Source organism: Chromobacterium fluminis (genome assembly GCF_011602385.1).
Lineage (GTDB): Bacteria > Pseudomonadota > Gammaproteobacteria > Burkholderiales > Chromobacteriaceae > Chromobacterium > Chromobacterium fluminis.
Genome location: NZ_JAAOMA010000009.1, coordinates 1 through 18,692 on the forward strand (window position 1 = coordinate 1; position 18,692 = coordinate 18,692).

Genomic DNA, 18,692 nt, shown 5'->3' on the forward strand with positions numbered 1-18,692 from the left:
GGGCCGGTGGGGGCCGAGATTAGCGCAAAAGCCGGCATTTGGCAGCGCCAGTATTGCCCGTAAAAAAGCCGCATCCGGAAAGGATGCGGCTGGCGTGCGCTTGGCCGACTTAACTGAAGCTGAGCACGCTGTTGGCATTGCCCGCCACGCCGCTGGTGGCCGGCGAATATACCGTCGGGCAACCGGTCGATGCGGCCTTGGTGTCGTAGGCCTCCAAATAACTGGTGCTGTAGGTCTCAAACCCCACCTGGCAGTTCTTTGCCCAACCGCCATTAATTACCATGGTCGTTCCGCAAAGCGCTCGGAACCCATTGTTGCAGTTTTCCGCAATGGCCATCGGCGCGTAAATCACCCCAGCCCAAACCGCTTGGAAACCCGTATCGCAATTGAGCGCCTTGCCGCGCCGCCCCTGCGGCAAAGACGGCACCGGTCCGGAACCATGATTCCATGTCACAGCGCCAGAATGCGCCTCGAAGCCGACCCCCGATTGCTCCACCACGCTACCATCGCACCAGAGATAGGCGTTGCGGGCGGAGGCAAAACCAGTTCGCACCCCGGTAATACGCCCCTCGGTTACCCAAGCTCGGCTGGTATCCGCGCATATTATCCCTTGCGGATTGGTACTGCGGTCGTTGATATCCAGGCGCAATGGCACCTTGGTCAGATAGTTCTTACCCTCCCCGACAATGTTCAAGTTGTGCAGCTCGCAGTGGGAGCCGCCGCCGACAGCGGCGCCCCACTCTTTAACCTTGTTGACCCTCAGCTTGCTGTTGCTGAAGCGGGAGTTTTGCTCCACTTGCAGGCCATTGCTCGCGCCCTCCAGGATCAAAGAGCTTTCCGCGCCCCAAACCCAGGAGCCTTCGCCGATATGCAGGCAACGATGGGTCCAGTTGCCTTCAGCGGCCTCGCCTATCAGGTGAAAACCGGATAACTCGACGCCGCGGGCATTGGAAAACACCACGCCGTGGCTGACTTTGTTGGCATCGGCGATGAAGCGGATCTGGCAGGCCGAGGGGTTGGCGATATTGCCGCGAATGCGGATGCGGCTGGCGAAAGGCTGGTTGCCCAGCCAGATGCCGGTGGCGGTGTATTGACCGTCGTCCACCTTGATCAGCACATCTGTCTTCAGCGTTTTGCCGTTGAGGCTGTTCCACGCGCTGGCGATGTCGGCGAACTCGCGGCCGGGGCCCACTTGCAGCTCCTTGTAGCCGTTTATCCCCCAATCGTCGGTCTTCATCGCATCGGTGATGCCGTAACCGGCCAGCGTGGTCGGCTTGCTGGCGCCGCCCCAGGCGATCTGCTTCACCGCCTGCAGCAACTGGTCTTTGCGCGCCGGGTCCGCGTTCTGGCCGCTGCTTTTGACCACGGTCAACAGCTCCTCCTGGCTGGCGATGACCGCGGACTGGACGTTGTTCAGCCAGTCGGCGCTGACAATGGTGCCCAGCTCGCCGCTGCTGGGGTTGCCGTCGTGAAACAGGGTATCCGGCGTGGGAACCGGCTTGATGACATCTTTCATCAGTCTCTCCAAAAAACAGTGAATGAATCAGGATAGGGACGGGGTTGGCTGGGATTGGCTGCCTAGGCGCGCCCAAACCTCCTGCTGCGTATCGAAGACCGAAGACGCCGGAACCGGCGCGGGGTCGGCCGCAAGGTCTTTGTTTTGATCGGGGTTTGCCGTGGCTTGGGGGTCTTGCATGGAGCGCTCCTGAAGGAAGGGAAGAGCACAGGCTCCCGCCCGCCGGGGCGGGGCTGTGAGGGGAAGGGAGAAAGGACGGGAAGGTCCGCGCTCGGCGCGGTTTAAGGCTGGTAGGCGAAGTAGACGTAGGTGTGGGCCGGCTTCAGATCCTTGAACAGATCTTCCAGTCGCGGATCGCCGAAGGTGGTGAGGCGTTCTCCGGCCAGCGACTGGCCGGCGCGGAAAAAGTACGGCCGGGTCTTGGCGCCGAACACGGTGACTTGCCACACCCAGGGGATGTCCGCCGTCCACAGCTGCTGGCCGGCGCGGTTGAGACCGGCGCGGAAAGGCTGCGGCTCGCTGATGGCGATGCGGTAGCCCATGCCGGCCGCCAGCCGGGTGAAGTAGGGAATGGACAGACCGCCGGTTTCCGCCAGCTTGGCCAGCACCGCCTGCTGGCGCTGCTGGTAGGGCGCGTCCGTCGGCGGGGTCAGGCCGCAAACGCGCTCCCAATCCGGCAGCAGGCCTTCGGCCAGCAGCGGCGTGGTGGCGCCCACCAGCTGCCGGGCGCCGTTCTGCACCCGGTCCAGCGCCGCGCCTTCGCTGCCCAGCTCGGCTTGCAGCCGCGGTCCGTCCGGACTGTAGCTGGTGGGCGGCAGCAAACGCGTCAGCAGTTCGCTATGCGGGGTTTGCGGGCTCATTGCATCCCCCTCACCGTGAGTTTGCCCAGGCGCAGCCATTCCACGGTTTTCTCATTCACCGTCGGTTCGATATTGGTGGCCGGCGACAGCAATTGACGGTCCACCACGCCGGGCAGGTCGGAGATCAAGGCTTCCAGCCGGCTCTTGTACAGCTTGCTGCCGGGGGCCAGGCTGGAGAAATGGGCGGCCAGCACCTGGCGCAGCGGCTCGGTGACGGCTTGCACGGTGGTGCCGTCCACCGTCAGCGCTACTTCGATGTCCACCGGACGCGGCGTGGGCGCCAGCACCAGGCAGTTCTTGGCGGTGACCGGACGCAGGTCCTCGATATGGGCTTGCACCGCGGCCAAGGTGTCGGCCGAGGGCAGACTGTCCTGGGCGGTGATCACCACGTCCACGGTGCCGAGGCCGCGGCGCAACGGGTAGACGTAGGCGGCGGACACTCCCGGCACTTCCAGCGCCCAGCGTCGGTAATCATGGCGGTTGCCGCCGGCCGGCGGACGACGGATCAGTTCCAGCAGCCGCGCCAGCAGAGCGGCGTCGTCCTCTTCGTCCACGCCACCGTCCATGCTGACGAAGCTGACGCGGCTGCCCAAGCCGCTGGGCGCGGCCATCAGTTCCGCCACCGTGCCTGCCGACACATTGCCGGCCAGGCCGGGCAAATCCGCCGCCACCACCACACGGGCCTGGCCGTCCACATCCAGCTGGCCGCCAGCCTGAGTGGTGTAGAGCTGCTCGCCCAGCCGCACTTTCAGACCGGCGGCGAAACCGGCGCCGGGATTGCCGCCCAGCTGCAACAGCCCTTTGGCCGCCACCGGCGGCTTGCGGCCGAGGCCGCGCACCCGGGCGTGCTGCTCCAGATAGTCGCGGTCGGCGCTGTCCGGAAAGATCTGGCGGGCGATCCAGCTTTGATGCTGGTATAAGCCTTCCACCGCGCTGGCGACCGAGCTGGCGCGCACGTAAAAGTCGCTGTCGGGACCGACGTCGGCGTCGGCGCGCAGGTTTTGCAGATCGCGCAGCAGCGCGCCGCGTATGGTTTCAAAATCCGGGGTGGACAAAGGCATCAGGCTATCCTCACATGGTGTTGGAAATGTCGGGTCTGGCCGCCGGCTTCTTCCACTTCGACCAGCAGCAGCAAACGGCCGCTGCCGGGGCGTTGCGCCTCTACGCCGACGCGGCGGGCGCGGCCGTCGCGCAACAAGGGCTGCAAGGCTTGCTCGGCGTATTGGCAGGCCAGCAGGTCGATCTGGTTGCTGTCCTTGCTGCGAGACAATAGATGCAGGCGGGAGCCGAGTTCGGGATCGGCCCACCAGCCGCCCAGCGGGGTCATCAGCCTCAGGTAGACGGCATTGGCCAGGGTGTCGGTGGTGCCGCCGGCGTAATCGCCGGTGATGGGGTCCAATAGAGGGTCCATGGCGTTATTTTCCGGGTTTGAAGGGATTGGGGATAAGGGAAGCGGGTCAGTGCCGGCGAGCGTTCAAGCAAGCGATATCAACAGCACGCTTGGTGAAAATCGTGTTTTACAACGGTGGACTGGTCGTACCGTGCACGCCGTTATGTTGGTGTCCCACCAGGCTCTTGCCGCCGGCCACCACGTCGCCGCTGACGGTGACGCTGCCCTTGACGCTGGCGCCGTTGCCGCCCTGAATGGCCATGCCACCGTTACCGTTGATCTGGCCCTGGGCCACCAGCTGCGCGCTGGTGCTGAGCGTGGGCGTGGTGAAGCTGGCTTGTTCGCTGGCGTTGACCTGCCAGTTTTTGCAACGCAGGCTGAAGGTATCGCACTCCACCTCGATCAAACGGCCGCGTTTAAGCACGATCTTGCTGCCTTCGTCGCTGTACAGCGCCACTTCGCCGGGTTTGAGCTGCTTCAACCGGTAGTTGCCGTGCTCGGTGGCGATCACCACGCCGTGGCTGCTGCGCCCGCCCAAGGGCAGCACCACCGCCATGCTGCCCGGCGGCGGATTGGCGCTGTAGCCGTAATGCTGGAACAGCTCGGCGTCCTGCAGTTGCTCGCCGGCCAAGGCGTCGGCCTGCACGGTTTGCACATCGCCGGCGCTGTCCACACGGGTCAACACCGCGCGGAAGCCCTGCCGCACATTGCTGAAGGCGCGGCGAATTCTCTGGTCTACGTCATTCCACATCGTTTCAACCTTTCTTTGTCTCAGCGTTTGCGCATGACCGGCAGCCAGCGGCCGTCCTCTTTCAACGTCAGCCGGGTAGTGCTGCCCTGCCCGCGCCCGCCGCTGAAGGTGCGCGCCATCAGGAAATAAGTGCCGCCCTTGATGCCATGCGGCTCGCTGTCCACCTGGATGCGCTGGCCGGGTGTCCACAGTTCGCCCGCGCTGTTGCGGTGTCCGGCCACGGTGGCGCTGAGGGTGTAGCCGGCCAGCCGCGCGTCGGCCAGCATCTTGTCCGCGCGCGCCGCCAGTTCCGCCGGGTTGGCGGCGTCCGGCTCCACCACGATGCGCGGTTTGTGATAACGAACATCCGGGTCCGCGGACTGGTGCTTGAGATCGTGTCTGCCCGGGGTCAAGGCTTGACGATGGCCCTGGCCCAGCAGGGTCAGCTGCGAGTAGCGCGGCGCGTGGGAACGGGTTTCCACCAGGCTGAGCACATTGTTGCCCTTGCCGTCGCGGCGCAGGATCAGCTTGGCCTTGGCCGGCGCGCTGTAGTCCGGTCCGCCCACCACCAGGGTGCCGTCCGGATCGAACCAGGCGGCCAGGCCGTTGGCTGCGGCGGCGCGGGTGAGCACGTCCCAGGCGCTGTTGCCCGGGTCCACGCTGATTTTCTCGATCTGGCCCTTGGCCTTGCCATCCACACGCAGGCGGCTGACGCCCAGCGGCTTGATCACGTTCTCCAGCACGTCGCTCAGCGTCATGCCCTTGCCGGTGAGCAGCGGCGCGCTGCAGTCCAGTAACATGCCGGCCAGATCCCGGCCCGATAGCGTCAGTTGGTGGCTGCCGGCGCCTATGCTGTGGCTGATGTCGTCCACCCGCCCCTGCAGCACCACGTCCGCGCCCACCAGCACTTTGACCTCGGCGCCCGGCTCCACCGCTGGCGGCACCTCGCCGCCGGGCAGGCCCAACGACACCTGCCAGGCGTCGGCGGCCACGGTCAGATCGGAGTCGATGCTGTACTGGGTCCAGTAACGATGAGCCTTGCCGGCGATCTCCAGGCTGACTTCGTTCTTGGCCGAGGCGCTTTTAGCGGGCGTAACCATGGATCAGCTCTCCTGCTTGCAAATGGTTGGGATGCGCCAGCTGCGGATTCAGGCGCAGCAGTTCGGCGGCGCGGCCGCTGTCGCCGTACCACAGGTGGGCCAGCTGACGCAGATTGGCGGCGGACTCCACCTTGCGGGTAATCAAGGGCGGCTTGGCGGCCACCAGGCCGGCGGCGCTGCGTTGCACCTGCAGGCCCAGATCGCGCAGGCTTTCAATCACCTGGCGCGCGTCCTCGCCCGGCAGCGCCTTGCGCCATTGCTCTATGGTCTGCTGCAAGGTGGCGCGCACGTCGCCGGCCACTTGCTCCAGCGCCGGCGGCGTCAATGTCGGCTGCGCGGCTTCCGAGCGGAACAAATCGGCGGCGGCGTTCGCCATCGAGGTGGACACGGTCAGCTTGAGCAAGGCGTCGATGCGGATCTCGTCCTCGGTCCAGACCTCCAGCGCCTTGCCGGCCTGGCTCAAGCTGTCCGACGCGCGGCCGATTTTCTTGGACACGCCGTTGAGCCTGTCCTTCATCGCGTTCCAATCGGCCAGAGTGGCCTGCGGCAGCTTCGCTTCCGCCTCCCACTTCAGGCCCGGCCAGATTTCCAGCTTGACGCCAAAACGCCAGTTGGCGACCTCGTCCACCAAGGACGTCACCTGGCCGATGAAGGCTTGCGGATAGGCCAGCAAGTCCACCACCTGGGCAATGCCTTGCTGCGCCATGCCGGCAAGCTGCCGCACGGTATCGCTCAAGCGCACGCGCAACGCGCCCAGCCGGGTCAGCGCGGTATTGGCGTTTTGCAGCAGGCCCTGAGCCTTGGCGAAGGCCTCGCCGCCCAGGCTGCGCGCCTTGGCCGCCAAAGCGCTGATGGCCTCCACCTGCTGCAAAGGCTGCTGGCTGGCGAAAAAGGGATTGCCCGGCGTGGCCTCCACCCAGTTCGCTTCCACGGTGCAGGAATCCGGCGCGTCAGCCTCGTGACTGATCTGGTAATCCAGCAGTTGCGCCTTGGGCATGCTGCCGAATACCGGGTGAATCAACTCGCCCGGACCGGCCTGGTCCAGCGCGGCGACGAAGTCGCGCAGCCGCTGCTGATAATCGCGGCCCCAGAAGAAAACGCTGAGCGAAACCTTGCGCGCCTTGCGGCCCAGGTCTTCTACGTCGGCGCCGTCCAGGTAGGGGTATTCGTGCATCGCCTGGTCGCGCTGGGCGCTGTCCACGCTGCGCAGGCACTCAAAACGCACCCCGCGGAAACTGGCGTCCACCAGCGCGCCGGCGGCGGAACCGGCAAACAGACTGAGATTGAACATCAGCTTCTCCTTTGTTGTTGGCTATTGGCGGCGTTGACGGCGGCGACGATATTGCCGTTTTGGACGTCGACGGTGATATTGGTGGGCTGCGCTAGATGGCTAACCAACTGGCTCAAACTGGCCTGGATCTGCGACATGACGATCAGCAACTGCTCGTTTGAAACATTGGCGTTTGGACCGCCGGACTCGCCGGTGTTGGATAGCGGCGGAGATGCCGGAGCCAATGCGGCCTGCGCGACGGGAATAGACTGAGCATCCTCTGCCCCAGGCAGCGCCACACCTTCCTCAGCCGCTGTTTTCTTTATTGGCTTTTGCGCTGGCTGCGCATTTTTGGGTGTGGTTCGCGGCTTTTCCGCCGTCGTTTTTTTGGTTGCCTCTTTAGGTGCCGTCTGCACGCCAACTTTTGGAGACAAATTGGCCTCCTTCCGCTGCTCAGGCTTTACCTTTTCTTGCTCTACCTGTTTTTGCTCTGCCTTTGCTCGTCTTGCTTTGGTCGCATATTCTTTTTCAACGGATTTAACATAGTCTCTGTTTAGCTCGGCTATTTTCTCTCCGACCATGACTTCCGTATATCTCGCCCCCATCAGGTCGCTGCGGTCGTTATGAGCAAACCAAGTAAATACCCCTGTGCCATCCACATCCACTGCGGAATAAGCGTGGCCATCTTTATCTTCCAAGGTTTTTTTCAAATCGACATCATTAGGCAGCGTGCGAGGAGGGCCCCATTTATTAACGTAATCTCCACCGGTCAAGCCTTGGGCTATTGATTTGACACTATCCCCCGCAGCCTTGCCCACAATGGCTTCCGCCGCCCTTTGCGCAACAGCGCCCTTCATCAGTTTTCCAGCCTTACCACCAACGCCCATAGAAGCAGCGATGCCAAGTCCCTCGGTCATTGCTTCATGGAATCGGCCATTAACGACATGATCGCCAAACCCGATAACATCATTGGTCGCGCTCAAGGCCTGTGCCACGCCAGGCATCATGGCGGGAAGTTTGGGAATCAATTTTGCCAATGCGCCCGGCACGGCCTCTTTCCCCAAAATGGATGCCGCCAATGTCGCGGCCTCGGGAATCGCTTGCTTGCTGGCCACTTTCTTTCTTAATTGTTCCAGCTGGATTTTTTTCTGTCCGGCAGGCAGGTCCTCAAGAGCCTTGGCTGGGCGTGGCAGTTTTTTAGGCGCTTGTTTTTTCGACGTTCGTTTTTTCGGCGATGCAGGCCCTTGGCTTTTTTTGTCGCCAAAGAATGTGTCGTACAATCCCAGCCCCGCGCCCGCCAGCGATTCTGTGACTTTCTTTTCAATCGGCTCGGTCATTTCGCTGACTTTCCCGCCGACCACATCCATGGAACTTTCCGCCGCATTCAACAGCGTGTCGGTAAGGCCGATCTTGCCATCCTTGGGCAGAGATACATGGTCTCCGCCCAAAGCAAACGTATCGAAAGCAGTTCCAGGCCAGCTGCCATCCGGCAAGCCAAAAGCCTCGGTAAAATTTTTGGCGTCTGCCTGTACTATTTTTTTGATATCCATTCCCTGATCCTTGAGGATCTGGGGGATCATTTCTTTGGCGAGCTTATTTGAGGCCTGATTGTAAAGCGCATCGGAATATGGCTTTTTCCCATGCTTCTTCATTAAATTCTTGGTTGATGCGCGGAGAAAAGAGTCATAAACATCGCCAGTCCCGCCATTGGTCGACTCCGCCACGGACAGCCATAGATACAGCCCATCCAGCTCCTGCGAACGCTTGATTGCCTTGGCTTTTTCATGCGGCAGCACTGCGCTTTGATGCGCTTCTTGCTTCATCTTTTCTGCAACCGCACCCTTCAGAAAAGAGTAGATATCCGCATAATCCCCTCTTTTCCTGGCGGCCATTTCTTCTAGCTTCTTCAACTGCTCCGGGCTTAATTTAAGCATAACTGCTCCAGGTCAATGCTTCACCGCCCCGTGAAATCAACTACTCATCAGATAAGGCTCTATACCTGTCAAAATGCACTGATGTCTTACCGCAGCTTAAAACTGCGTATTCGCTCATATGATTTTCTGAGGCGACAAGGCGGGAATATATGAGAAAACGGCTAGATGCTTCCTGTCACACCACATTCCACATCCAGCCGTTAATTATTTAATCAGCCGATTAAATAAGCTTGAGCTCACTCCTGAACCTTACGCAGCGACAGCAGCTTGATATCGCGGCGCGCTTCGCTTTCCACGCCGTATTTCTCGCCCACTTCCAGCGTGAAGCAGTCCAGGTAGCTGGTGCGCTTGCCGCCCGGCGCCACCGGGAATTCGGTGAGCTTGGCGCCTTCGATCGCTTCCCAGTCCAGCTCGCCGGACAGCGGGATGGAGACGGTGACGGACAGCTCGTATTCCGAGATACCACGCGCGAAGCCGCGGGCGCGGCCGCTGCTGTTCATGGTTTTCACCAGCTTGCGGCCGGTCTTGCTGCTGACGTTCAGATCGATGACGTCGATTTCCTGGCCGTTGACTTCCAGTACGATCGAACCTGCGTATTCTTTCAAAGCCATGTGAATGTCCTTTTCGGTTTCATGTGGGCGGCCCGGCCGATTTGATGGCGGGCCGCCGGATCAAGCGTTAACGGGGGAAAACCAGGTCCGCCCGGGTAACAGCGCTGGGGCAAGGCGGCGCGCCGCGGCACCACGCGTGTTTACCCAGCGCCGCTTAGAACCTGTTTACGATCTGCTGCGCGTCGGCGGTACAGCGTTGAAAACCCCTTCGAAATGCTCATGTACCAACCGTACATTCCGCTTTCTCAGCCGCAACGCCTTGTCTCGCCTTAGCTCGCGAGACCGTAAACACGTTCTTACAGCAGCAGATCGATGCGGCCGGCGAACACATGCAGGCCGTTGACTACGTCCACCGGGATCTTGGCGTCCAGACGGTTCACGTCTTGCGCGTCGCGCTCGACGATCAGGCCGTCCTTGTTGGCCTCCACCGCCTCGATGATTTCCAGCTCTTCCAGCTTGTAGAGCACGTCCAGCAGCTCGGAGCGGACCTTGGACGGGGTGCGATCGGACAGCTTTTCGCGCGGGAAGCGCAGCGCCACGCGCTCGCGGCAGGCGCGGCGCACGTAGTCCAGGGTGCGGATGGTGGTCAGATCCAGCAGCGACACGTCGTCCACGCCCTGCGCGTCCTTGGTGTAGGTGCTGATGGAGCGCACGATCTGCACGCGTTCGCCCGGGCCCACTTCCAGCGGGGTCACGCCGTTGTAGAGGGCGTTTTCCTGCTCGGTGCGGCTGGTGCGGGCGGCCAGTTCCACCACATCCAGGCCTTTGAGCTCCAGGGTGTTGAGCGGACGGGCCGGATCTTCCTCGCTGGCGATCACCGCGGCGTAAGCGGCGGCCAGTTCGCCCGGCAGCTTGGCGGAGCCGCGATACCAGGCGGCGCTGACGCGGCCGCTGGCCAGTTTGGACGCGACGGCGCTGACTTCCGACAGCGCGCCGACGGCGCCGACCACGCCAATGGCGCCGCGTTGCTCCATCGGACCGGACACGAAGTCCAGATGGGTGCGCAGCGCGGTGAAGGCGGTGTCGTTGTTGAAGGGATTGACCACGATGTGGTGGCCGCCGCTGACCACGGCCGCCAGCGCCGGAGCGATGTCCGGATCGGCGGCGCCGCCCTTCATCGCGCCCACGGTGATGCCGAGGCCGGCGATCTGTTCCTGCGCTTTCAAGGCGACGGCGTTGCCGGCCGCGCCCTTGTGGCGAGCGGTCAGGGTCAGCACTTCCTTGGCGGCGGCGGCGGTCACCGGCAGATCCGCCAGCTTGTCGACGGCGGTCTTGGCGGCGGCGGCGATCTTGGCGGCGTCGTCGCCTGCGCCCACGGCCACGTCGATGCGGCGGCCGCCGATGAACAGGCTGGCCACGCCGGCGCCGGTGGCCGGGCCGGTGAAGGTGAAGGTGCCGACGGCGGCGGCGGCGCTGTCCGCGTCGTCAACCGCGATCACGCTGAGTTGCAGATAGGGGTTGGCGTTGATGGCGGCGCGGGCCAGCAGATGGGCGTAGGAGCCGCGGCCGAAAGCCTGGGCGGCCTGCTCGTCGCTGAACACGTCCAGCGCGGCCAGAGCCGGTTGAGCGGAGTCGGCGAAACGCTGGCCGATCACCAGCACGCGCTGCGGATTGCCCGGCAGGGTGCGCACCGCCAGCTTGGTGTTGAACTCGAAGTATTTGCCCGGCTTGCGGATGGACGCCGGAATCTGGTCGAAGCTGATGTTGGGGCTGGCCATAAAGTATGGGCTCCTGATTGATGCGGTTGGGGGAAAGTCGCCGCGCCGGACAGCGCGACGGGATACTGCGAAAAATCAAACGGCGGGCGGCTTGGGCTGCAGCACGACATCCTGGGCCTTGACGGCCGTTTTGCCGTCCAGGCTGTAGTCCAGCCGGGTGCTGCGCCATTCGACGGCGGAGCCTTCCAGCCGGCCGCCGAAGCGGGCGAACAGCTGGTCCGGATCCGTCTCGCCTTGCGGCGACGGCCAGTGGCCGTTGTCCAGCGCCTCGTCCAGCCAGTGGGTAGCGAAATCGCAAGCCACCAGACTCCAAGGCTCGCCGTCCCGCTGCGCCTGAGCCAGCGGTCGCACTTGCTCGGGAATCAGCGGCGACACCGCCAGGCCGAAATCCTGGGCCGCCAGCAAGCGACGCACCGCGTAAACCAGCTGCCAGACGCCGGCGCCGGCGTAGCCGCGATCCGCCTGCAGGCGGTCGCCGACGATGACGGTGAAGCGGGCCTGCGCCTTGTAGCGCTGGCGTTGGCTGGCCGAAGGCTGGCAGGCGATAACGCCGCCGGCCACGGTCCACAAGGCCGGCAAGCGCGCCAGCGCCTGCGGATTCAGACCCGGGCTTCCCGCCGCCGGCGTCAGCCGGCTTTGGTAACGGCCTTGCGCCAGATCCAGCCCGCAGAGGCCGGTTTCGTCCAAATCGGCCGCCACTTCGCGCACCATGCGGCCCAGGCCTTGGCGCAGGCGGTCGGCGATGGCGTCTTGCAGTTGGATCAGCTGGGACATGATTTCCTCAATGATTCAGCGGTTTATCGATACGGCTATTGTCTCGCGCCCGCGGTTTTGGGCTTAGCTGAGCGATGTCAGTGGGGGCTTGCGGCCACGGGCGCGGCCGAGGTGGATCAGGCCTTGATGCAGGCCAGCAGGGCGAGGTTGCGAGGACGGATGGATCGGAGCGATTGGGCGTCGCCCACCGCTTGGCCACTAGGAGTGAGCTTGTGAACTTGAACGGATGAGGAAGTCGCCGGCTCATACCCCAACTCAAGCAAGTTATTGCTCTTGCGATCGATGACCCCAACCGCCAGAGCAACATCGTCGTCCACTAGTGCTTGCGTCGATGCTTGCGCCGAACCTAATACCCGACCAGCATCAACCTTACGTCCATCGTCCCAACCACGGATGAATTCGCCCCGCAGATCGGGCAATTGAAACAGCTCGGTGTTTTCCGGACGGGACGAGCCGGTTTGTTCACCCGGCGGAGTGAACTCGGCCTGGTAGCGGCACTTCTTGGAAATCATCCAATCCTGGAAGTAGCCGCCAGCGGAGTCGGCGTAAATCGGGTCGTGGCCATCCACCGAGAACACGATGGTGTTGTCCGGAATATTGACTTTCAGCTCAGTCTTCAAGCTCCACGCCAGCTTGCCGTCGACAAACAGGCGATAGGTCGCGCCGTCGTAACACAGCGCGATGTGATACCAGCGGGCCTCAGGAAACGCATTGGCCTGGCCCTGTACGCCTTCGCAGATAAAACCCGAACCGGGACCGGCCAACCAAACCATGGGCGCCTTGGTCTGCGAATGGATGCCGAGACCGATCTCGCCCCAGGGCGCCGAGGCGTTCATGCCGAAGATCCAATTGGGATGGCCGGTGAACATCGGGTAATGCCAGCCTTCAATCGTGAACGCGTCCGGGTTGAACTTGCTTTGCACGGTGAAGCGGGCGTAATTGCCCTTGGCCTTGGTCTGCAAACTGGTTTTGCCGAATTTGCTTTGCTCGGTGCTCAGGTTTGCAGTGCCCACCAGCACCGCCTCTTTGCCGCTGATCAGATCGATCAATTTGTTGCGATCGTCAAATTTGAGCAGCGCCTGGATGTCCGTGTCCATTTCCTTGTTGGCGAACATATCGCCAATAGCTTGGTACAAAGAGGCATATTGCTGCTTGGACACCAGCGAGCCATCCGCCTTGATCCAGCCCGCCGGCGCTTCCTTGCGGGCGAAATACTGGATGGCGCCGCTCGGAACCGAAGCGCCCGAGTTTGCGCCGTCGTCGCAGCAGCACTGATTCATTTCGATACGTACGGGATTGGTTTCCGCTTGCCCCAGGACATTGACCTGGAATTGCGGCGTGATGCAGACAGTCGTGTTCGACATCTGGCTCTCCTTCTCTGGGTTGATTGAATACAAGGAAGAATCGGCGTCGCGCCTTGGACGCTGTTACCGATCCACAGCGCGTGGGCGGGGGGAGGAAAATAACTTGGAACCGGCGTAGAAATGCACGCGCGGCTTTTGCGCCAAAGCTGTTTGCGCGCTCAGTGGATTAAGCGCTTGAGGAACTCGCCCAGCAACGTCACTGCCAGCGCGGACAACGCGCCGGACATGGCGCCGCTGCGCGCGGCCTGGACTTCGACGTCGCGCAGGCGGCCGTCCAGTTCTTCCAGTTTCTTGTCTTGTTTGGCGAGGTGCGCCACGATCATGTCCAGCTTGCCTTCTATGCGGCCTAGGGCCATCAGATTGTCATGTTCCACGTGAAACCCGCCTTTCAGCCTTCGGCCAGTTGTTGGCAAATCACGCAGCGGGTGCAGCTGGGCATGATCGCCCGCCGCGCGGACGGAATGGGGTCGCCGCAATCCTCGCAGTGGCTGTAGCCTGTCTGGTCGAACTGCTGGTAATGGCGGGCAATCGCTTGCTCGCGGAACTCGGTTTCCAGCTCGCTGGCCCGATCGAAAAAGTCGCTCATGGTTGTGGTCCTTCGGAAGTAAACAGCCCGCCGAGCGCCGTCAGCCTTTGTTCCAGCTGCTGGCACCAGGCGCCGTAATCGGCGGCGTGGGCCAGGAGGTCTGCTGCCGGTAACCCGGCGCCGGCGGAGGCGGCTTGATGGGGATTTGCAATAGATACGGAGTCGGTTGCGGGCACTGCGGCGGCGGAGTAGCCGAGGACTTGCCGGTAGAGGCGCAGGCTGTCAGGGCCAAGGCCGCCATAGCGGCCGCCATCCTGTTGCACGACATATTCGATCCTTTGTTTCTGGTCTCGCAGCCGCTGCTGCAGATCCTGTTGCTGACTCAACAAGCGCGCCTCCTGCCTGCCCAGCAGTTCGCGCAGACGTTGCTGCTGCTGCAAGGCCGCCTGCAGTTGCAATTGGGCGCGCTCCGCTTCCGCGGCCTGGCGGCCTTGATCCGCCGCCCGCTGTTCGGCCAAGCGCGCGCGCCAACTCTCCGCGCCGTGGCGCAGTCCCAGCGGATAGGCCAAACACGCCGCCAACAAGGGCGGCAGCAGCCAGCCCCCCAACTTCAGCCACGCGGGCACCGGCCCCATCAGCGCCCGCCTCGATCTCGCCAGGCGGCGATCAGACGCAAGCCCGCGGAGTAGCCGCCGACAATGCCGAGATAAATCAGCCAGATATCCGCGCCCAAAGTGCCGCGCAGTCCCTCCACCACAAACAAGAGCGTGGCCGCCGCGCAGGCGATGTTCGCCCACAGCCGGGAATGGCTCAGCCGGCGGCCGCCGGGCCGGGTCAGCAAATCGGACAGACGCATCATTTCTTCTCCTTGTCGAGGCTGGTCGAATTCAACTCAAAGTGGGGAAACTCGCGGAACGGCGCGTCGGCCCTGCCATACCAGTTCAGGCCCAGCGCGGCGCCGATCTCGCCCATCACCTGCCAGTGCGGGTGGTGGGCGTCCCAGACCGGCTTGCCGCCGATCAGCGGCACCACGTCGAAAGCTCGCGCCGCTGGACTGCCGTGCAACATGACGTTGTGCGCGGACTGCCCCGCGCGGGCGTTGGTCACCTTCGGCCCAGGCCGGGAACGGCCCTGCGCGTACAAGGCGTCCTGTTCCGCGCCGGAACGCCAGGTGCAGGTGATCAAGGCCTCCACGCCGGCGTCGCGGCAGCGCCGCACAAACGCCTCAGCCAGGGGTTGCAACTGCGGGTGCAGGTCGGAAATAGCTCTGCTGGCCATGAAGACTCCTTGTTGTTGACGAAACGTGGCACATCGGCCGGCCGTCATGCGCGGCGCGCGCGCAGCCCTGCCAGGCACGGACGGAACCGACTAGAAACAAACAGGAGAAATCGGAAGAGAGGGGAAGCGGCGTATAGCCTTAATGCAGATCTTGACTAGGCGTTTTCAGCACGCGCCACACCATGCGGTCGCTCAGTTGGAAACGGATAGCCAGCACGCTGACCGCCTCGTTGGCGCCCAGGCCTTGCTCCAACAGTTGATCGAAGTCGTTCAACAACTGCTGATTGCGCGCCAGGCGCAAAGCCTGACTGCAGCGCGGCACATACAGGATGTCGCCGCCAAAGTGATGCGTCAGGCTGGCGGCGGCGTCTTCGCCTATCACTTCCACTAAGGCGGCGAAGCGCAACTGGCCCGCCTTGCTTTGGTTTTTGGAAATGGGCAAGGTAGTGCCGCCCAAGGCCTGCACCAGTTGCAAGGTGCGCGGCAAGCCGATCAGCTCAGCCACCAGGCGCATGGTTTCGGGCAGGGCCGGGGCGATATTGGCTACGGTCATCGCGGAAATCTCCTTGAAATCACGGGACAAAGACGATAAGTTCTAAATGAGTTATAATTAATCAAGATCAGGCACGCCATCTGCATTTAGAACTGTCGTTCTAAACACGGGCAAGCCCATGAATTCTATTGAAATCGAGCACATCGGCTGGTGCTTCGGAAGATGCCTTGCTTGGGTTCGATTTGTTTTGAACTTATCTCGAATTCATGAGTGCTATTTTAGTTCAAAACATAAAACTGATCAATTAGTACGATGTCACTACCTGTCCTTTTGTACAGGGCATTTGACCGGGCCGTGGCGCCGGCCTCGCACGCCAAATGGAGTTCTACATGGAAAAAAACTTGGAACAGAGTGACTTCAAGCAGCGACTGGAACTGCTGATTGGGGCGGAGAAGCCCTACGCCTGGGCAACCCGCATTGGAATCAACAAAGGTTCGTTCACCAATATGTGGTATCACGGCGGCGTGCCCCGCGCGGCCACCGCCAGCAAGATCGCGGAGGCTAGCGGCTGCAGGCTGGAATGGCTTTTGCACGGCAGCGGCCCGCAGTACGACGCGGCTCCTCCGCCCGGCGCGTCTATCCGACTAGAACGAGATCCGGATTGTTTTGTACCGGACAACGTTCATGAAGAGTTCTGTTTTATCCCGCGCTATAACCTGAAAGCCTCGGCCGGCTTCGGTTCCAATGCCAGCGAAGAAGCGCCGATGTTCTATATGGCGTTCCGAAAATACTGGATCAAGAACCACCTGAACGCCTCCGCCCGGGATCTGGCGGTAATCAGCGTCAAGGGCGACAGCATGAGCGGCGTGCTGGAGGACCGCGATACCATCTTGGTCAACACCGCCGAACATTCTCCCGGCGAAGGGCTTTACGTGATCCGCATGGGCGACGACATCTTCGTCAAGCAGCTGCAGCGTTTGCCTGGCGGCGCGGTGCAGGTTCGCAGCACCAATCCCTTGTACGAGACCTTCACAGTGGACTTGCAGCGCAATACCGGCGAGTTCGAAGTCATCGGCCGCGTGGTCTGGTTCGGGCGCCAGATCGGCTGAGAACCGGTTTGCGATCCGCTGTGCAGCGCGGAGCGTCACAGGGAGTGCATAGCTTCGAAACGCGCAAGCCCCGCGCGTACGTTCCACTTTCTCAATTGTTTTCGCCTGGTCCCGCTCTTGTTCGCGAGAGCGCAAACAGGTTCTGAGCCCGACCTTGCGGGTGTAAACTGCGGTTTTGCCGCACCGCATGAAACGGACACCACCATGATTCAACACATCGAAGCCAGCCTGGTCGAAGCGCAAACCGCCTTGGCCAATCTGCTGGCCAACCCGGAAGCGCTGGCCAGCATCGACGCGGCGGCGCAAACCCTGATCGCCAGCTTGACGGCCGGCGGACGCATCTTTTCCTGCGGCAACGGCGGTTCGATGTGCGACGCCATGCATTTCGCCGAGGAACTGACCGGCCGCTATCGCAAGAACCGCCGCGGCATGGCCGCGGTCGCCATTTCCGATCCCAGCCACATGACTTGCGTGGCCAACGACTACGGCTACGAGTTCGTGTTTTCGCGCTATCTGGAAAGCCACGCCCGCGCCGGCGATGTGCTGATCGGCATCAGCACCAGCGGCAACAGCCAGACCATCGTCAACGCCGCGCAGGTGGCGCGCGAAATGGGCGTCAAGGTGATTATCCTCACCGGCCGCGCCGGCACGCGGCTGGAACCGCTGGCCGACGTCTACGTCAACACGCCCGGCGGCCAGTTTGCGGACCGGGTGCAGGAGCTGCACATCAAGGTGCTGCATATCCTGATTGAATTGGTGGAACGCCACTTCTGCCCGGAAAACTATTGAGTTTCCCTTTCGTCACGCTTGCCATTGTGCGGAAGACGCGCGCCGCGCCCTATGCGACGCCTGTCAGTACAACGGCATGACGGCGCCGCTTAAAAAACCGCCGCCCGGTCAATCCGGCGGCGGTTTTGCTTTACGCCTGCGCGGCGCTAGCGGTTGAGGAAGACGCCGATGCGCTGATACACCTCTCGGCAAACGTCCGGCACGATGGCCTCCAGATTGAGGAAGGCGTGCACCATGCCTTCTAAGTGCAGGTGCTCCGCCTCCACCTCCGCCGCGCGCAGCTTGTCCGCGTAGAGAAACGCCTCATCGCGCAGCGGGTCGAAGCCGGCCGACACCACCAAGGTCGGCGGTAGCTTGCGGCTAAACTCTCCATGCAGCGGCGAGGCCAGCAAGCGGTTCTCCGCGTGCTGGAAGTAGTTATCGAAATACCAGGCCACCCGCGCCTTGGTCAGCAAATAGCCCTCGCCGTTCTCATCCACTGAGGGCTGGCTCAAGGTGTAGTCGACACTGGGATAGATCAGCACTTGGCGTTTGATCCGCAACGATGCGTCGTACTGGCCCAAAGCGCTGAGGCTGGAGGTCAGCGCGCCGCCGGCGGAATCTCCGGCCAGCGACAGCTGACGCACATAGGGCAGCTGGCGCGCGTCCAGCGCCTGCCACAAGCCCTTGGCCACGACGGCGGCGTCCTGCAAACCGCCTGGGTAAGGGCTTTCCGGCGCCAAACGGTAGTCGGCGGCCACCACAATGTGCTGGCTGGCGGCGGCGAGCCGGCGGCAAATCGGATCGTAAACGCTGACGCTGCCCACCATGTGTCCGCCGCCGTGGAAAAACGCCAGCACCGGCAGCGCGCGCTTCGGGTCCGGGTGGTAGATGCGCACCGGCACGGTGAAGTCGCGGCCCGGCACCAGATCGTCGTTGACCCAGGCGATGTCCGGCCCCGGCGTCACCATCTGCCGAGTCAGATTGGCCAGCGCTTCGCGTGCGCCGATCGACGTCGCCTTGTAGCCTTTGGCCACCAGTTCGGCCAATTCGCGGTTGTATTCCTCCAGCCAAACGGCCAGAGCAGGATCGAGCTGATGCATGCAAGCTCCTATCGGCCCAGGCGTGACGGACGGCGCGCGGGCGCAAGCGAGAGAAAGAGGAATGCCCGGCATGGACCGCTGCCGCGCCCAGCCCCGGCGAGCGGTCCGTCTGTGGACTTAAGCAGCTTATACCATTGGTATTGCCGCG

The 18,692-nt window shown here is 62.7% G+C and carries 21 protein-coding genes; 2 read left to right on the forward strand and 19 right to left on the reverse strand.

The genetic code is table 11. The annotated features are described in order from the left end of the window. Window positions 1-109: 109 nt before the first annotated feature. The 18 genes from HA052_RS08130 to HA052_RS08215 form a co-directional block, all read right to left on the reverse strand. Window positions 110-1,516 carry a hypothetical protein gene (locus tag HA052_RS08130; RefSeq protein ID WP_166451545.1) on the reverse strand — a complete coding sequence of 469 codons (1,407 nt, stop codon included), beginning with the start codon at window positions 1,514-1,516 and terminating at the stop codon, window positions 110-112. A gap of 281 nt (window positions 1,517-1,797) precedes the next feature. After that, a complete protein-coding gene (locus HA052_RS08135; protein ID WP_166451546.1) occupies window positions 1,798-2,376 on the reverse strand; it encodes a YmfQ family protein in 579 nt (192 codons plus the stop codon). Further along, the gene (locus HA052_RS08140) at window positions 2,373-3,437 is read right to left on the reverse strand and encodes a baseplate J/gp47 family protein (RefSeq protein ID WP_166451547.1); all 1,065 of its coding nucleotides are present in this window, start codon (window positions 3,435-3,437) and stop codon (window positions 2,373-2,375) included. Before HA052_RS08140 ends, HA052_RS08135 begins: the two co-directional genes overlap by 4 nt. Then, window positions 3,437-3,787, reverse strand: coding sequence for a phage GP46 family protein (locus tag HA052_RS08145; protein WP_107801249.1), 351 nt, complete (start codon window positions 3,785-3,787; stop codon window positions 3,437-3,439). Before HA052_RS08145 ends, HA052_RS08140 begins: the two co-directional genes overlap by 1 nt. A 106-nt stretch (window positions 3,788-3,893) precedes the next feature. Then, on the reverse strand, window positions 3,894-4,517 hold the full coding sequence (locus HA052_RS08150) for a phage baseplate assembly protein V (protein WP_166451548.1): 624 nt from the start codon (window positions 4,515-4,517) through the stop codon (window positions 3,894-3,896). Between the two features lie 20 nt (window positions 4,518-4,537). Continuing rightward, window positions 4,538-5,596, reverse strand: coding sequence for a phage baseplate assembly protein (locus HA052_RS08155; protein WP_240937312.1), 1,059 nt, complete (start codon window positions 5,594-5,596; stop codon window positions 4,538-4,540). After that, complete coding sequence (locus tag HA052_RS08160; RefSeq protein ID WP_107801251.1) at window positions 5,580-6,887, reverse strand: DNA circularization protein; 1,308 nt, start codon at window positions 6,885-6,887, stop codon at window positions 5,580-5,582. Before HA052_RS08160 ends, HA052_RS08155 begins: the two co-directional genes overlap by 17 nt. Beyond that, window positions 6,887-8,800 carry a hypothetical protein gene (locus tag HA052_RS08165; protein ID WP_166451549.1) on the reverse strand — a complete coding sequence of 638 codons (1,914 nt, stop codon included), beginning with the start codon at window positions 8,798-8,800 and terminating at the stop codon, window positions 6,887-6,889. Before HA052_RS08165 ends, HA052_RS08160 begins: the two co-directional genes overlap by 1 nt. A 236-nt stretch (window positions 8,801-9,036) precedes the next feature. Further along, on the reverse strand, window positions 9,037-9,411 hold the full coding sequence (locus HA052_RS08170; protein WP_019104097.1) for a hypothetical protein: 375 nt from the start codon (window positions 9,409-9,411) through the stop codon (window positions 9,037-9,039). Window positions 9,412-9,707: 296 nt separating this feature from the next. Then, window positions 9,708-11,129, reverse strand: a complete 1,422-nt coding sequence (locus HA052_RS08175; RefSeq protein WP_166451550.1) for a phage tail sheath C-terminal domain-containing protein — start codon at window positions 11,127-11,129, stop codon at window positions 9,708-9,710. 75 nt (window positions 11,130-11,204) lie between these two features. After that, a complete protein-coding gene (locus HA052_RS08180) occupies window positions 11,205-11,903 on the reverse strand; it encodes a phage protein Gp37 (RefSeq protein WP_166451551.1) in 699 nt (232 codons plus the stop codon). Window positions 11,904-12,019: 116 nt separating this feature from the next. Next, on the reverse strand, window positions 12,020-13,300 hold the full coding sequence (locus HA052_RS08185; RefSeq protein ID WP_166451552.1) for a tail fiber protein: 1,281 nt from the start codon (window positions 13,298-13,300) through the stop codon (window positions 12,020-12,022). 125 nt (window positions 13,301-13,425) lie between these two features. Then, on the reverse strand, window positions 13,426-13,641 hold the full coding sequence (locus HA052_RS08190) for a hypothetical protein (protein WP_043640201.1): 216 nt from the start codon (window positions 13,639-13,641) through the stop codon (window positions 13,426-13,428). A 14-nt stretch (window positions 13,642-13,655) separates the two neighbouring features. Continuing rightward, complete coding sequence (locus HA052_RS08195) at window positions 13,656-13,853, reverse strand: TraR/DksA family transcriptional regulator (RefSeq protein WP_043589247.1); 198 nt, start codon at window positions 13,851-13,853, stop codon at window positions 13,656-13,658. Continuing rightward, window positions 13,850-14,428 carry a hypothetical protein gene (locus tag HA052_RS08200; protein ID WP_166451553.1) on the reverse strand — a complete coding sequence of 193 codons (579 nt, stop codon included), beginning with the start codon at window positions 14,426-14,428 and terminating at the stop codon, window positions 13,850-13,852. The genes HA052_RS08195 and HA052_RS08200 overlap by 4 nt, the downstream gene beginning before the upstream one ends. Beyond that, entirely contained in the window at window positions 14,428-14,652 is a 225-nt protein-coding gene (locus tag HA052_RS08205; RefSeq protein ID WP_227105798.1) for a hypothetical protein, read from the reverse strand. Before HA052_RS08205 ends, HA052_RS08200 begins: the two co-directional genes overlap by 1 nt. Next, entirely contained in the window at window positions 14,649-15,071 is a 423-nt protein-coding gene (locus tag HA052_RS08210; RefSeq protein WP_166451554.1) for a M15 family metallopeptidase, read from the reverse strand. Before HA052_RS08210 ends, HA052_RS08205 begins: the two co-directional genes overlap by 4 nt. Before the next feature lie 139 nt (window positions 15,072-15,210). Continuing rightward, window positions 15,211-15,624, reverse strand: a complete 414-nt coding sequence (locus HA052_RS08215; protein ID WP_019102031.1) for a Mor transcription activator family protein — start codon at window positions 15,622-15,624, stop codon at window positions 15,211-15,213. A gap of 329 nt (window positions 15,625-15,953) precedes the next feature. On the opposite strand from HA052_RS08215, the gene HA052_RS08220 reads away from it, so the two are divergent. Then, window positions 15,954-16,673 (forward strand): S24 family peptidase, encoded by a 720-nt coding sequence (locus tag HA052_RS08220; protein WP_166451555.1) that lies wholly within the window; start codon window positions 15,954-15,956, stop codon window positions 16,671-16,673. A gap of 204 nt (window positions 16,674-16,877) precedes the next feature. Then, the gene (locus tag HA052_RS08225; RefSeq protein WP_166451556.1) at window positions 16,878-17,462 is read left to right on the forward strand and encodes an SIS domain-containing protein; all 585 of its coding nucleotides are present in this window, start codon (window positions 16,878-16,880) and stop codon (window positions 17,460-17,462) included. A gap of 146 nt (window positions 17,463-17,608) precedes the next feature. On the opposite strand, the gene HA052_RS08230 is transcribed toward HA052_RS08225, so the two are convergent. After that, window positions 17,609-18,544, reverse strand: coding sequence for an alpha/beta hydrolase (locus HA052_RS08230; RefSeq protein ID WP_166451557.1), 936 nt, complete (start codon window positions 18,542-18,544; stop codon window positions 17,609-17,611). Window positions 18,545-18,692: the final 148 nt, after the last annotated feature.

What these genes read in the sequence shown, in the direction of transcription:
- HA052_RS08130 (WP_166451545.1), bottom strand. Translation starts at nt 1,516, where the DNA reads ATGAAAGATGTCATCAAGCCGGTTCCCACGCCGGATACCCTGTTTCAC.
- HA052_RS08135 (WP_166451546.1), bottom strand. Translation starts at nt 2,376, where the DNA reads ATGAGCCCGCAAACCCCGCATAGCGAACTGCTGACGCGTTTGCTGCCG.
- HA052_RS08140 (WP_166451547.1), bottom strand. Translation starts at nt 3,437, where the DNA reads ATGCCTTTGTCCACCCCGGATTTTGAAACCATACGCGGCGCGCTGCTG.
- HA052_RS08145 (WP_107801249.1), bottom strand. Translation starts at nt 3,787, where the DNA reads ATGGACCCTCTATTGGACCCCATCACCGGCGATTACGCCGGCGGCACC.
- HA052_RS08150 (WP_166451548.1), bottom strand. Translation starts at nt 4,517, where the DNA reads ATGTGGAATGACGTAGACCAGAGAATTCGCCGCGCCTTCAGCAATGTG.
- HA052_RS08155 (WP_240937312.1), bottom strand. Translation starts at nt 5,596, where the DNA reads ATGGTTACGCCCGCTAAAAGCGCCTCGGCCAAGAACGAAGTCAGCCTG.
- HA052_RS08160 (WP_107801251.1), bottom strand. Translation starts at nt 6,887, where the DNA reads ATGTTCAATCTCAGTCTGTTTGCCGGTTCCGCCGCCGGCGCGCTGGTG.
- HA052_RS08165 (WP_166451549.1), bottom strand. Translation starts at nt 8,800, where the DNA reads ATGCTTAAATTAAGCCCGGAGCAGTTGAAGAAGCTAGAAGAAATGGCC.
- HA052_RS08170 (WP_019104097.1), bottom strand. Translation starts at nt 9,411, where the DNA reads ATGGCTTTGAAAGAATACGCAGGTTCGATCGTACTGGAAGTCAACGGC.
- HA052_RS08175 (WP_166451550.1), bottom strand. Translation starts at nt 11,129, where the DNA reads ATGGCCAGCCCCAACATCAGCTTCGACCAGATTCCGGCGTCCATCCGC.
- HA052_RS08180 (WP_166451551.1), bottom strand. Translation starts at nt 11,903, where the DNA reads ATGTCCCAGCTGATCCAACTGCAAGACGCCATCGCCGACCGCCTGCGC.
- HA052_RS08195 (WP_043589247.1), bottom strand. Translation starts at nt 13,853, where the DNA reads ATGAGCGACTTTTTCGATCGGGCCAGCGAGCTGGAAACCGAGTTCCGC.
- HA052_RS08200 (WP_166451553.1), bottom strand. Translation starts at nt 14,428, where the DNA reads ATGGGGCCGGTGCCCGCGTGGCTGAAGTTGGGGGGCTGGCTGCTGCCG.
- HA052_RS08205 (WP_227105798.1), bottom strand. Translation starts at nt 14,652, where the DNA reads ATGATGCGTCTGTCCGATTTGCTGACCCGGCCCGGCGGCCGCCGGCTG.
- HA052_RS08210 (WP_166451554.1), bottom strand. Translation starts at nt 15,071, where the DNA reads ATGGCCAGCAGAGCTATTTCCGACCTGCACCCGCAGTTGCAACCCCTG.
- HA052_RS08215 (WP_019102031.1), bottom strand. Translation starts at nt 15,624, where the DNA reads ATGACCGTAGCCAATATCGCCCCGGCCCTGCCCGAAACCATGCGCCTG.
- HA052_RS08220 (WP_166451555.1), top strand. Translation starts at nt 15,954, where the DNA reads ATGGAAAAAAACTTGGAACAGAGTGACTTCAAGCAGCGACTGGAACTG.
- HA052_RS08225 (WP_166451556.1), top strand. Translation starts at nt 16,878, where the DNA reads ATGATTCAACACATCGAAGCCAGCCTGGTCGAAGCGCAAACCGCCTTG.
- HA052_RS08230 (WP_166451557.1), bottom strand. Translation starts at nt 18,544, where the DNA reads ATGCATCAGCTCGATCCTGCTCTGGCCGTTTGGCTGGAGGAATACAAC.